A 12840-nucleotide genomic window follows, 5' to 3' on the forward strand; every position below is an offset into this window, starting at 1 on the left:
GCTACAACCCGAATTCCGCGTGCGGATCGAGCAATGTGCTGGTCCGCAACGCCGCCACCGCCGCGCTCTACTACTACACGCCGTATCAGCCGAACGCCGCAGCCCTCGCCAATCTGTACGGCACCGGAGACGCCTGCTCGGCGTACGGCAACCGCAACTTCTGGCGGCTCTACACGGACTGGTTCGGCCCCTCGACCTCCGGCGTTCCCCCGATCGGCAACTTCGAGTCGGCGAACCTCCTGGCTACCACGTTCAGCATCGGTGGATGGGCGCTCGACCAGACCCTCGCGGCGACGTCGATCAATGTCCAGATCACCTGGAAGACGCCGGCCGGCACGACCACCAGCACGGTGACGGCCTCCGGAAACCGGCCGGACGTTGCGAACGTGTACCCTTCCGCGGGTCCCGCGCACGGCTTCACCGCGAGCGTCCCGCGCTCCGGAGACGGCCAGTACACGGCCTGCGTCACGGCGCTGCCGGCGGCCGGGAACACCTCGGGCGCCACCGCACTCGGTTGCAGGGCCCAGTTCTACTCGAGCGCGATCGGGGGAGCGCCCGCAGGCTACCGGGTGCAGGGTTCTGACCGGTATGCGACGTCGGTCGCGGTGTCCCAGACGTCCTATCCGACACCCGGAGTGCCGGTGGTCTACATCGCCTCGGGACAGGGATACGCCGACGCCATCGCCGCGAGTGCGGCAGCCGCGGTGCAGCGGGGACCACTCCTGCTCACGACCGGCGGCGATGTGCCCGCGAGCGTGATGACGGAGGTCAAACGTCTCGCTCCGGCGAAGATCGTCGTGGTCGGCGGGACGAATGTGATCGCCGACGCGGTTCTCGCGAAGCTGGCGACCATCCAGCCGAATGTCGTGCGGATCGCCGGTGGGGACCGCTTCGAGACGTCGCGCGCGGTGGCGAAGTATGCCTTCCCGGCCGCGACCGGGGCGTACTTCGCGAGCGGCCTGAACTTCCCGGACGCGCTCTCCGCAGCATCGGCGGCGAGCGTCGGCGGCCAGCCGGTCGTGCTGGTCACCGGTTATGGAGCGGTCGATGCGCCGACCAGCGCCTACGTCACGAACGCGAAGCTCACGTCGGCCACCGTGATCGGAGGCTCCGCGATCATCGCCGGGTCGTTCGACACCTCCCTCCAGTCGGCGGGACTGACGGTCACCCGGATCGGAGGAGCCGATCGCTACGACACCAGCCATCTGGTGAACGCCCAGCGGTTCCAGACGGCCGGTACGGCCTACATCGCTTCGGGCATCGACTTCCCGGACGCCCTCTCCGCCGCCGCGATGGCGGGAGCAGCGAAAGCGCCGCTGTTCCTCTCACCCAGCTGGTGCATGCCGCGCTCGGTCGGCAACGACATCGTCTCGATGAAGACGTCGAAGGTCTACTTCATCGGCGGACCGTCGGCCCTCTCAGGCGCGGTGACCGGCTACATCGCCTGCTGAGGGCTCAGAGGGCTCAGGCGCCGTCGTCGAGCCGGAGGTAGCGGTAGAACTCTGCCTTGCGCTCCGCGAGCGTGTGGTGCTGGTTCGTCTCATCCAGGACGAACTCGATCGGAGTGTCGACCTTGCGCAGGACCCAGCCGTGCTTGCGGGCGTAGCCGCACATCCAGATGTCCTCGACGAACGCGAAGTAGCGCGGCAATCCGGTGAAGAAGGACAGGTCGGACACGATGTCGAGGTCGCAGGCGCACCCGCCGGTGCCGACGTAGCTGACGCGGTCGCCCGGCTCGGCCGGAGTGCGCGCCCAGTACTCGCCCTCCATCGTCCACGCCCAGTACCCGGCGATGGTGTGCGGGCCGGACGCCTCCAGAAGGTCGGTGAGGAAGTGGTCGCTGACATCCTGGTCGTCGTCGAGCATGACGAAGGTGCCGCGTGCGCCCGAGGTCCAGAGCTTCCGGGCGACGAAGAACCGGCCGAGCCCGCCGACATTGACGGGGCTGCTGAACAGGGAGACGCCGGCGAGGGCGCCGTGCGGACGATACGCCGCCACCCGCTCCCGGTAATAGCGGTCATCGGCCGGCTGGTTGTTCCACAGCAGGAGCCGCACGCGCGGTCCCTGCTGGGCGTCGAGCTCCGTGAGGACCGCGTCGATGCGCTCCCGGCGGTTCCAGAGGCACATGATCACGGTGATCTCGCCGGGTCCGCCGGCGGCGTTCGCCGAGTACAGCGGACGCAGCCGGAATCGCCCCGCACGGTACAACCGCATCGCCACCCGCCAGCGGGCGGCTGCGATCGCACGCCGCGCGAACGTCGCTGCGCTCATCGCGACACCCACCACAGTCGTCCCCACAGCCCGAGGCGGACAGCGAGCCGCACCGGGGCGAAGTACCAGGCCTCGTAGCGGTGCGACAGGTACCGGTAGGCGCTGTCGTGGTGCGCCTTCTCCATGCGTTTGCGTTCGCGCGAGGTGGAGTGGGCGCCGGTGTGGGTGACGACGGCCTCGGGGATGTAGACGTTGCGCCACCCCGCGCGGCCCAGCCGGTCGCCGAGGTCGACGTCCTCGAAGTACATGAAGTACCCCGGATCGAACCCGTCGATCTGGCGGTACGCGTCACCGCGGATGAGCAGGCAGGCGCCGGACAGCCAGCCGGCGTCCCGCCGGCTCTCGGTCTCCCTCTCGGCGCGGTAGCGCACGGACCACGGGTTCGTGGGCCACATCCGGCCGAACAGCGCGTGGGCCACGCCCGTACGCAGTGAGGGCAGTCGCCGCGCAGAGGGGTACACGGTGCCGTCCGCGTCGAGGATCTTCGGGCCGATGGAGCCTGCGTCCGGCAGCTGCTCGCCGGCGGCGACGAGCGCATCCACGGCTCCGGGGGTGAAGACGACATCCGGGTTCGCGACGAGAACGTAGTCCGGTGTCGCCGTCGCGGCGTCCACGGCCGCCCGGACGCCTCCGCCGTAGCCCTCGTTGACCTCGAGCTCGACGAAGCGATGACCCGCTGCCGTCACGGCGGCCCGAACCGCCGCTGCCTCCTCGGACGCGTTGTCGGCGACGACGATCTCGTCGATGCGTCCGGCGTCCGCGAGCGAGGCGAGGAACGGCTGGATGGTGTCGCTCGAGTTGTACGTCACGGTCACCGCGAGCACCCTCGGGACAGCGTGCGCGGCGGGTTCCGTCCCTTCGTCCGTCACGCCGACGGCTCGACGACCTCGGGGACGGAGTGCACCATCCCGATGGCGAGCGGATAGTACGGGACGTCGAACGAGCAGGCCTGCGGCTTGTCCGACAGGTGGCGGCCGGCCCGGTCCATCAGCGATGCGTTCACGAAGTACTTACCGGCGCCGAAGCGCGCGTCGCGCAGCAGGAAGGCGACGGTCTGCCGCTCCTTGAGCCGTGACACCTCGGCGCCGATCCGTTCCGTCGTCGTGCCGTAGACCGGCTGCCCGAGCGTGTTGTCGATCTGGATCGCGCACTTCCAGTCCTCGATGCCCGTGTCGTGCTCCAGAGTGATCTCGATGCGCAGGTCGTCGCCCGGCTGGACCGGATCTCCGACGGCCCGGCCGTCCGCCCACGCGCGCGCCTCCACGACCTTGCCGCGCTCCACGCTCACCGGGCCGTGCTTGGCGGTCTGCACGGCAGCCTCCGCTTCGGCCTCGAGTACGCGACGGCCCTCGAGGACCTTGCGGAACTCGGTCACGGCACCGCCCGGCTCGCCGTCGTAGACGACCTCGCCCTTGTTCAGCAGGATCGCCCGGTCGGCCAGCTCCGTGACCTGACCCAGGTTGTGGGTGACGAGGATGATGGTCCGTCCCTCGTCCTGGAACGAGCGGATCTTGTCCAGGCACTTGCGCTGGAAGGCCTCGTCGCCGACGGCGAGGACCTCATCGACCAGCAGCAGATCCGGATCGGTGTGCACCGCGACGGCGAAGGCCAGACGCACATACATGCCGGAGGAGTAGAACTTCACCTGCGTGTCGATGAAGTCGCCGATGCCGGAGAAGCCGAGGATCTCGTCGAACCGCTCCTCCGTCTCCTGGCGGCTGAGCCCGAGGATGGACGCGTTCAGGTAGACGTTCTCGCGACCCGTCAGGTCCGGGTGGAAGCCGGCGCCCAGCTCCAGGAGGGCAGCGATCCGGCCGCGGCGCGCAACGCTTCCGCTAGTGGGGTCGATGATGCCGCCGATGACCTTCAGCAGCGTGCTCTTGCCCGAGCCGTTGTGGCCGATCAGCGCGACCGTGTGGCCGGCGCGGATGTCGATGGTGACGTGGCGGAGGGCCCAGAACTCCTCGCGGTGCTGGCGCCCGCGGCCGAACGCGACGAGTCGTTCCTTGAGGGAGTTGTCCTTGCGGATGACGAAACGCTTCGAGACGTCTCTCACCCGGACGATCTCGGGGGCCTCGTCCTCGGTCGCAGCCGCGGTGGCTGTTGTCGTGTCCGTCGTCATGCTCACACCACCTGCGCGAAGTTGCCCTGCAGGCGCGCGAAGACCCGCTGGAAGCCGAAGAGGAGGACGATCCCGATGACGAAGGCGACGCCCATGCGCAGGAGCAGCTGGTCCGGGTAGTGGGCTACGCCCTGGCCGCCCACCCACATCGCCTTCTGGAAGCCGAGGACGGCCAGCGTGATCGGGTTGTCGGTGTAGATGTCGAGCGCGAGGCCGTGGCCGAGGGCGTCCCGCACCATGGTCCACGAGTAGACGATCGGCGAGGCCCACAGGAGCAGCAGCAGCACGACTTCGACCAGGTACTGGATATCGCGCAGATAGACGTTCACGGCGGACAGCAGCAGTCCGAACGCCGTGCCGTACAGCAGAAGCAGCAGCACGGACGGGATGAGGTACCAGGTCTCGGCATGCAGAGGTGCCCTGCCGACCACGATCGTCGCGACCAGCAGGATCGCGAACTGGATGACGAAGTTGAAGCCGGCCGAGCCCACGCTCGCCAGCGGGAAGATCTCGCGGGGAAGGTAGACCTTCTTGATCAGCCCGGCGTTCCCCACGATGGATGCGGTCGTCCCGCCGATGATCTCGCTGAAGAGTCCGTAGACGGTCAGGCCGGAGAAGACGTAGATGGCGAAGTCGGGGATGCCCTTCGCCGCGCCCAGGACCTTGCCGATGACGACCGCGTAGATGAGCAGCTGGGTGAGCGGGCGCACCAGCGTCCAGATGAAGCCCAGCACGCTGTCCTTGTAACGGGACTTGAGGTCACGGCGGACGAGCAGCGAGAGGAGCTCGCGGTGCCGCAGGATGTCCCGCAGTGCTGCCCAGGATCCTCCGGACTTGTCGTCGCCGCCGACCGTCACCATCCGCGCCTGGGAGAGCGAACGGTATCGATCCAGTGCAGTCATTCAGTCGTCGTTTCTGTTCTCGGGCATCGATGGATTATAGCTTGCGGCGCCTGCGGGCGACCCATTCGGAGGTCGCGCGGAGCGGGCGGGTGAGCTTCCAGGAGGAGCTCTGCTCCAGGCCACGGATCCGCGTGGTGAGGTCGTCCACGACGCGGTTCCGCTCCGACACGATTCCGGCGACGCGGTCAGGGGCGGGCGCCGGGTCGGCGCAGAACGCGACGAGCGGCCGCAGCGTGTTCTCCCAGGTGTGCTCCCGGGCGTAGACCGCGATGTTCTCGGCGATGCGCGCGCGGGCCGCCGTGTCGTACAGCAGCTCCTCGATGGCCCCGGCCAGCGCGTCGACGTCCTCGGGCGGAACGACGCGGCCGAGGTCGTGGTCTCGGATGATGTGGGCGAACGTGTCGCCGTCGGTGCTGATGATGGGGAGGGACGCCCAGAGGTAGTCCAGGATGCGCGTCCGGAAGCTGAACGCCGTCTCCAGGTGCTCGTAGTGCGTGCTGACGCCGAGGTCGGCGTCGAGGAGGTAGTCCGCGCGGTCCGCGTACGGGACCCACGACTCGTTGAAGAAGACCGTCTCGCCGGTGAGTCCCAGCGCGTCGGCGCGCTCGCGGGCCTGCACCGCCATCTGCATGGTCGGGATGTTCGGATTCGGGTGGGCCGCCCCCAGGAAGAACAGCCGGAGGTCGGGATGCGCCTCCCGCGCGATGGCGACCGCCTCGATGAGGGTGAGCGGGTCGAACCAGTTGTAGATGCCTCCGCCCCAGACGATCACCTTGTCGTCCGGCCCGATGCCCGGGACGGTGCCCTTGATGCCGTGGCGGTTCTGCACGGGAGGCTCGTTCTGGACGCCGAAGGGCGCGACATCCAGCAGGGAGCGCAGGCCCGGGTCGCGGTCGTAGGTCGCGGGGTTGATGCGGGCGAGCCCGGCGAGCTGTCCCAGCCAGAAGTCGCGCTGCTTCTCGGAGGCGCACACCAGGAAGTCGGCGCGCTCCAGCTGGTCGTTGAGCACCTCGACGGTGTCGATGGCGACGGCCAGCCGGTCCTCCGGGTCCAGGTCCTTGCCCTGCTCCAGCTGCTCCAGGTGCATGGGGTCGTAGATGTCGGCGACGACGATCGTGTCGGTGGTCTTGATCCACGGGTGGCTGCGCAGGATGTGTCCCTGGAAGACGAGGACCTCCGCCCATTCGACGTGGGCGCGGAGGCCGCGGTCGTCCGCGAAGGCGACATGGAAGTCGTCGTGCGAGAGATCGTCGGTGACCCGGTTCGTGGAGAGGAGGCGGACGTCCCCGACCGCGCTCAGTGCCTTAGCGATCTCCCACGCGCGAATCGCCGGGCCGGCCATGAGCACCCCGAGCGTGTCGGGGGTCACGACGAGGATCCGCCTCCTCTGGGCGGTGGCGGGGTCGGTGGTCGGCATGGTGCTCCTTCTGCGTCGTCGAGCGGGCCGCTCCACCGCGGGTCCGGGCCAGACCGTTGGAAGGGCGACGTCGCGGGGGAGGCCTCTCGCCCGCATCCGGGTAAGCGCCGAGCACGAAAGCCGGGGGGAAGGCTATCACCGGTACCGGGGAGCGCGGTGTGCGATCCGGCCAGGTCGACTGCGCGGATTCTCAGCGACGGCCGCGCAGGAGGCGGGCGGCTCCATCGGCCAGCCGGACCACCCGGCGGCTGCGGAGCATCCCGAGCTGCTCGTGGAGCTCACGGTTCTCCTCGCGCGCCGCGTGCAGCTCCGCTGCAGCCCTCGCCCGATCGTCGAGCGCGGCGGCGAGCCGGCGGTCGAGGTCGGCCAGCGCGAGTCCGACCGCGCGGTCCACGGCCTCCGTGGCGGGATCGACCGGACGATCGGCGACCGGCGAGTCGACGGCCTCTGCGATGCGCGTGTCCAGCACGTACTCGCCCGTGGAGAGACCCGCCTCCAGCTCCGCAGCGTCGGGATGCCGGCACAGGTAGAGGGGATAGAGGACACCGGCCAGCAGGCGCCGGTAGTCCCGCATCCCGTGATGGTTCGGGCTCGGGGTGAGCTCGGAGTTCTCGTAAGCGGTCCCGGCGTTGCGGACCTTGCGGCTGTACTGCTCCCACGAGCGCCAGGGGAAGTGCAGCACCTCGACCTCGAAGCCGTCGGGGACGGGACCGCGGTTCTCGAGGCTCACGAAGTGGTTGCCCTGCACGACCTCGATGCCCGGGTCGCCGATATGTGCCGCATCGTGCGTGGCGTGCGCCTTGAGGCCCACCCGGTGGAGCGCCGCTTCTGTGCGGAGGTCGCGGTAGACGAGGCGCTGGAGGCCGGTGCCCGCGAGGGCGGCAGGGCCGATCATGTCGTGCACCGGGACATCGAAGGCCTGGATGCTCTTCGGGATCCCGCTGAACGCCTCCTTCAGGGTGAGACCGTCCGCACGCGGAAGCCAGAACTCGTCGGCGTCGGCATTGATCACCCAGTCCGCGCCATGCTCCGTGGCCGCTTTGCGGGCCATGCGCGTCACGGTGACGGCCTGCTGCTTGCGGTGCTCCGGCTCCTGATGGAGGACGATCCGGCCGTCGGCGGCGTAGCCCTCGAGGAGTTCGGCTGTGCCGTCGACAGAGCCGTTGTCCGTGACGATGAGCGTGTCGACGCCCTGGGCCAGATGGTGATCGATCATCGCGCCGACGATGTCGGCCTCGTCGCGCACCATCAGGGTCATGGCAAGTCTCACTGACGCCTCCTCGCTTCCAGTCTAGGCGGGGCGGCCCCACCGGCCTCCCGGCTAGACTTGCGCGGATGAACGCATGGATGAGCCGCGCACGACGTGCGTTCGGCCGTCTGCTGCCAGCAGGATCACAGCGGGGACGAGTCCTCCGAGCAGGCAAAGAGGCCGCGCTCACGTTCCGTGCCCAGCTCCGGCCCCCGCTGCCGGAACCGGAGGCGGAGTCGGTGCCCCGCGGCCCCGGACTGACGGACTACGCAGAGTGGCGTGCCCAGCAGGCCCCGTTCGAGCCGCTCCCGCCCGGGCCGACGAGCAGTTTCCTGGTGCTCATCGAGACGACGGGCACCGAGGGCGAGACCGGCGCAGCGGACGAGGACGAAGCGGCTCGCGTCGCCGCGACGAGGGCGAGCCTCGACGCGCAGGTCGCGGTCGAGCCGCGTTCGCTGGTCGTGCGGACCGGCACGCCGCTGCGTGAGCTGCTCCCCGACGTCGTCGAGGACTTCGTGCTGTTCCTGAAGGCCGGATCCGTGCTCGACCCGCACGCCCTCGAGCAGGTGGCCAAGGAGCACCGCGTCGACCCGGTGTGCCGCGTGATCGGGTTCGACTCCGACCGCATCCTCTCCGACGGAACGCGCAGCTCGCCCCTGTTCCGCCCGGTCTGGTCGCCCGAGATCCTGCTCGGGGCGAACTATCTGGGCCGCGCTTTCGCCATCCGGGTGCCGGACGCGCGGGCGGCGGTCGGTGTCACGCTCGACGACCACGGCATCTGGCGCCTCCTCCTGCGCTCCGAGTTGACCGAGTCGGCGGTGGGCCGCGTCCCGTTCGTTCTGCTGTCGGTTCCGGATGCTCCGGAAGCCGGTGCGACGGAGGAAGACGCCACCATGGTCGCACGCGCCCTCCGCGATCGGGGAGAGGATGCGGCCACCGAGGTGAGCGACGGCATCGTCCGTGTCCGGTTCCGGCCGGAGCGCTGGCCGAGCGTGTCCATCGTCGTTCCGACGCGCCACAGCCGGGCCAATCTCGACCGGCTGCTGCCGAGCCTGGCCACCACGGACTACCCGGCGTTCGACGTGACCGTCGTCGACAACGGCGGCGAGAACGACGAGAACGAGGCCTGGTACGCGGCCCTCGACCCCGGGATCCCCGTCCGTCACCGCTGGTGGCACGAAGAGCCCTTCAACTACTCCCGGGTCAACAATGTCGCAGCGCGCGAGAGCGACGGCGAGGTGCTCGTCTTCCTCAACGACGACACGGAGATCGTCGACCCGCGCTGGCTGCGCGAGCTGGTCGGGATCCTGCAGCGACAGGGCGTCGGCACGGCGGGCTTCCAGCTCCGCACCGGCGAGGGAGTGGTGCAGCACGGCGGCGTCATGCTCGGCCCCGGTGGTTTCGCGGCCAACCTGTTCGCCGGGATGCGTCCCGACGCCGACTCGCTGATCGGTCCCGTCCGCTGGTACCGCAACAGCCTGGCGGTCACCGCCGCCTGCGTCGGAGTCCGTCGTGAGCTCTTCGAGGAGGTCGGCGGTTTCGACGAGCGCTTCCAGCTCACCGGGAGCGATGTCGTGCTCGGGCTGGACCAGGTCGTCCACGGCCGGCGCAACGTGGTCATCCCCTTCGACGCCGTCCGGCACTTCGAGTCGCTCACGCGCGGCGCTCACGCTCCGCGGGCGGACTCCTTCGCGAGCTACTGGCGCTACCAGCCGTGGCTCGTCGCCGGCGACCCCTACATCTCGCCGAACGTCTGCCGCCTGGTCGAAGTCCCGCGCTTCGCCGCCGCCGACGATCCGCCTCCGCTCCAGCTCACGATGGCGGGCCTCGGGCGACCGTGGAAGTCGGATGCGCAGCAGTCGACCATCTCGGAGGATGCGACCGCCCTCCTGCCGCTCGGGAGCATCACCGCGGCAGAGGTCGAGCAGGTGGTGGAGACGCACCGCGCGACGACCGGACGGCGGGAGGTGCGCACCATCAACTGGCTGCTCCCCGGCTTCGACCTCCCCTTCTTCGGCGGGGTCAACACCACCCTGCGGATTGCCGACAAACTGGCGCGCGACCACGGCGTCCTCAACCGGTTCTTCATCAACGGGCACCCGGCGAACGAGTTCTACCAGTCGGCGATCGTGGCCGCCTTCCCGGGCCTAGCCGGCTCGGAGGTCGGGCACTACTACGGCACGGAGGAGGGGCTGGCCGCCATCCCTCCCGCCGATGCGGCCATCGCCACGTTCTGGCTCACCGCCCGGGATGTCGCCAAGACGCCGGGCACGCCGCGGAAGTTCTACCTCATCCAGGACTACGAGCCGTCGTTCTATCCGGCGAGCACGATGTTCGCCATGACCGAGCAGACGTATCGCCTGGGCCTGTACGGCATCTGCAACACGCAAAGCATGCATGACATTTATTCGGGCGGGTACGGCGGGACGGCCACCTGGTTCGAGCCGGCGGTGGACCGGACGATCTTCCACGGCGAGGGGCGGCGCGGACCTCAGGCGGACGAGCCGGTGACGATCTTCGCCTATGCCCGCGACCACTTCCGGAACTGCTGGGAGCTGGTGTACGCCGCCCTCAGCGAGATCAAGCGTCGCCACGGAGATCGTGTCCGCATTGTGGCCGCGGGCGCCAAATACCTGCCGCCGAGCGCCGACTTCATCGACCTCGGACTGCTCGACTACCGCGCGACCGGCCGCCTCTACCGCGAGACCGACATCGGGATCACCCTGCAGATCTCGCGTCACCCGTCCTACCTGCCCCTGGAGCTGATGGCGAGCCGCGTCGCCATGGTCGTCCCCGACTCGCCGTGGTTCCGCTGGCTGTTCACGCCGGGCGAGAACGCGCAGACGACGATGATGACGTACGAAGAGGTCGTGGCGTCACTCGACGGACTGGTTCGGGATGCCGAGGCACGTCGTCGCATCGCGGCGGCGGGCGAGGCGACGATCGATGCGGCGCACTCCGACTGGGACGCCGCCCTCGACGGCATCTACGACTTCCTCAGCGACCCCGAGGCGAACGCGCGCCCCACGCAGACGCCCCCGTGGATCGCCCCCTGACCCGGTCCGTCCCCCCGCGCCTACACATTCGTGACGAATGTCGCCCTACGCCGCGTCTGGAGCAACATTCGTGACGAATGTCGCCCTACGCCGGGCCTGGAAGCAACATTCGTGACGAATGGCGGCGGGGGCGGAGGCTAGGCGGAGCGGCTCGAGACGGGCTCGTCCGCCGGGAGGCCGGAGGGTTCCGCGTCCCAGGTGGGGACGGGCTCGAAGAGGCGCGGGAGGGATCGCCAGACCCAGACGGTCGACAGCCCGAGCGCGACCAGGGTGAGCAGCGTCAGCCCGATGGTGGTTCCGGGAGGCTGCCATTCGGGGTGGAGCAGGAACTGGAACCACGAACGCTCGGGCGACGCGTACCGGCGCAGCGTGAACAGGAACGACGCGAGCTGCGCGATCCCGAGCAGCACGAGAACGGCCCGGAGCACGGACACCGTGCGGCGTTGCGCGAGGTCCTCGCCGGGTGCGTCGGCAGCCGCGCTCCGCCCGACGACGCGGTCGAGCGCGAGTCCTCCCGCGATCGCGAGCTGGAGGAAGACGGCGAGCATGTAGCGGCCCTGCCAGACGTCGCCGACCTGACGCCAGAGCGCGACCTGCACCATGATCGGCAGGACGACGAGCACGGCGCTGAAGCCCGCCGCCACCCAGCGCTCGCGTCCGCGTCCGAGGACGAGGGGGAACAGGATGAGCGCGACGAACACCGCGGACCAGAGGGTCTGGACGCCCTCCGGAGCTGGGACGTTCAGCGTGCCGAAGATGCCTGCGTCCTGGCGCCAGTACAGGAACGTCTTCTCGAGCATGTCCTGCGCGACGCCCCAGAGGCTCCCCGGGTAGGGGACCTTGGCCGCGTGGACCGTGTTCTCGGGCCGCGTGAACCACCACAGGGCGAAGAGGCAGATCACCGCGAGCACGGCGAGGACGATCCAGGTGGAACGTCGTCGCGTCAGCGCGCGCCAGTCCTCGACGCGGAGCAGTGCCACGACGGCGATGGCGGCGAATACGACCCAGAGCATCGCCAGGCTCCGTCCCCCGGTCACGAAGGCGGCGGAGACGATGGCCGTCGCCACCGAGAACCCGAAAAGCCACCCGGACGGGCGTTCTCTCGCGAGCACCAGGAGCGATCCGAGGAGTGCCCCGGCAGCGGCCATCTCGATGGCATTCGGGTTGATGGAGCCGCCCAGGAACACGACCATCGGGGTGATCACCGCGGCGGGGAGCAGCACGACCCAGCGGGCACGGGGCAGGCGGACGAGCAGGACGGCCAGCGCCGCGAACAGAAGGCAGGTCACCGCAGCGGAGAAGATGCGCATGCCGTAGATCGCCGGCGCCCCGGTGAGGAAGGCGCTCGGCAGGCCGGCCATCACGTAGTACACCGGGCTGTTCGTGTTGGCCGAGCTCGTGTACGGGATCAGCCGCCCATCCGAGACGATCGGCCCGATGCAGTTCGCGGACTGATCCACCGCCGAGTTGTAGCAGACGCCCGCCCCGTCGATCAGCAGGTAGCGCGGAGCCTCGAACTGCATGCCGTTCCCGACCACTTCGCCGTGCCAGGCCGCAGCGGCGCGGACGGCGTGGGACGGCTCGTCCGGCACGGAGTAGACGGGCGTGGCGAGGGCCCAGGCGGCCATCAGCAGGAACAGCCCGGCGAAGACGCCGCAGAACAATCGCCACGGAAAGCTCGTCGACCGTGCGGTGATGGCGAAGCGTGCGTGATCCATCGCGGAGAAGACCTCGTGTCCTGTTGAGCGGTGGGTGGAACCAGGTCAGCTTAGCAATCGGCTGGGAGGGCGCGGGGGGCTCGGATGGCCGCTTTGCTAGGCTGG

Annotated in this window: 9 protein-coding genes; 2 read left to right on the forward strand and 7 right to left on the reverse strand. The window is 69.5% G+C overall.

Going from position 1 to position 12840, the window contains the following annotated elements:
- Nucleotides 1-1451 (forward strand): cell wall-binding repeat-containing protein (locus ACPYOG_RS06700; protein ID WP_481293468.1); only part of this gene is annotated, 1451 nt, incomplete at its 5' end.
- Between the two features lie 13 nt (nucleotides 1452-1464).
- On the opposite strand, the gene ACPYOG_RS06705 is transcribed toward ACPYOG_RS06700, so the two are convergent.
- The 6 genes from ACPYOG_RS06705 to ACPYOG_RS06730 form a co-directional block, all read right to left on the reverse strand.
- Nucleotides 1465-2271 (reverse strand): glycosyltransferase family 2 protein, encoded by an 807-nt coding sequence (locus ACPYOG_RS06705; RefSeq protein WP_481293469.1) that lies wholly within the window; start codon nucleotides 2269-2271, stop codon nucleotides 1465-1467.
- A complete protein-coding gene (locus ACPYOG_RS06710) occupies nucleotides 2268-3140 on the reverse strand; it encodes a glycosyltransferase family 2 protein (RefSeq protein WP_481293470.1) in 873 nt (290 codons plus the stop codon). Before ACPYOG_RS06710 ends, ACPYOG_RS06705 begins: the two co-directional genes overlap by 4 nt.
- On the reverse strand, nucleotides 3137-4393 hold the full coding sequence (locus ACPYOG_RS06715) for an ABC transporter ATP-binding protein (protein WP_481293471.1): 1257 nt from the start codon (nucleotides 4391-4393) through the stop codon (nucleotides 3137-3139). The genes ACPYOG_RS06710 and ACPYOG_RS06715 overlap by 4 nt, the downstream gene beginning before the upstream one ends.
- Before the next feature lie 2 nt (nucleotides 4394-4395).
- Nucleotides 4396-5295 (reverse strand): ABC transporter permease, encoded by a 900-nt coding sequence (locus tag ACPYOG_RS06720; RefSeq protein WP_481293472.1) that lies wholly within the window; start codon nucleotides 5293-5295, stop codon nucleotides 4396-4398.
- A 34-nt stretch (nucleotides 5296-5329) separates the two neighbouring features.
- Nucleotides 5330-6712: a glycosyltransferase family 4 protein gene (locus ACPYOG_RS06725; protein ID WP_481293473.1), complete on the reverse strand. Its 1383-nt coding sequence runs from the start codon at nucleotides 6710-6712 to the stop codon at nucleotides 5330-5332.
- Between the two features lie 190 nt (nucleotides 6713-6902).
- The gene (locus ACPYOG_RS06730; protein ID WP_481293474.1) at nucleotides 6903-7982 is read right to left on the reverse strand and encodes a glycosyltransferase family 2 protein; all 1080 of its coding nucleotides are present in this window, start codon (nucleotides 7980-7982) and stop codon (nucleotides 6903-6905) included.
- Nucleotides 7983-8047: 65 nt separating this feature from the next.
- Here ACPYOG_RS06730 and ACPYOG_RS06735 point away from each other — a divergent pair, with 65 nt between their 5' ends.
- On the forward strand, nucleotides 8048-11017 hold the full coding sequence (locus ACPYOG_RS06735) for a glycosyltransferase family 2 protein (protein WP_481293475.1): 2970 nt from the start codon (nucleotides 8048-8050) through the stop codon (nucleotides 11015-11017).
- Between the two features lie 137 nt (nucleotides 11018-11154).
- On the opposite strand, the gene ACPYOG_RS06740 is transcribed toward ACPYOG_RS06735, so the two are convergent.
- Nucleotides 11155-12735 carry a DUF2142 domain-containing protein gene (locus ACPYOG_RS06740; RefSeq protein WP_481293476.1) on the reverse strand — a complete coding sequence of 527 codons (1581 nt, stop codon included), beginning with the start codon at nucleotides 12733-12735 and terminating at the stop codon, nucleotides 11155-11157.
- Nucleotides 12736-12840: the final 105 nt, after the last annotated feature.

The sequence above is a fragment of the Leifsonia sp. HAY1-4F genome, from assembly GCF_056755275.1.

Coding starts and splice junctions, on each gene's coding strand:
- ACPYOG_RS06705 (WP_481293469.1), bottom strand. CDS start 2,271: ATGAGCGCAGCGACGTTCGCGCGGCGTGCGATCGCAGCCGCCCGCTGG.
- ACPYOG_RS06725 (WP_481293473.1), bottom strand. CDS start 6,712: ATGCCGACCACCGACCCCGCCACCGCCCAGAGGAGGCGGATCCTCGTC.
- ACPYOG_RS06715 (WP_481293471.1), bottom strand. CDS start 4,393: ATGACGACGGACACGACAACAGCCACCGCGGCTGCGACCGAGGACGAG.
- ACPYOG_RS06735 (WP_481293475.1), top strand. CDS start 8,048: ATGAACGCATGGATGAGCCGCGCACGACGTGCGTTCGGCCGTCTGCTG.
- ACPYOG_RS06740 (WP_481293476.1), bottom strand. CDS start 12,735: ATGGATCACGCACGCTTCGCCATCACCGCACGGTCGACGAGCTTTCCG.
- ACPYOG_RS06720 (WP_481293472.1), bottom strand. CDS start 5,295: ATGACTGCACTGGATCGATACCGTTCGCTCTCCCAGGCGCGGATGGTG.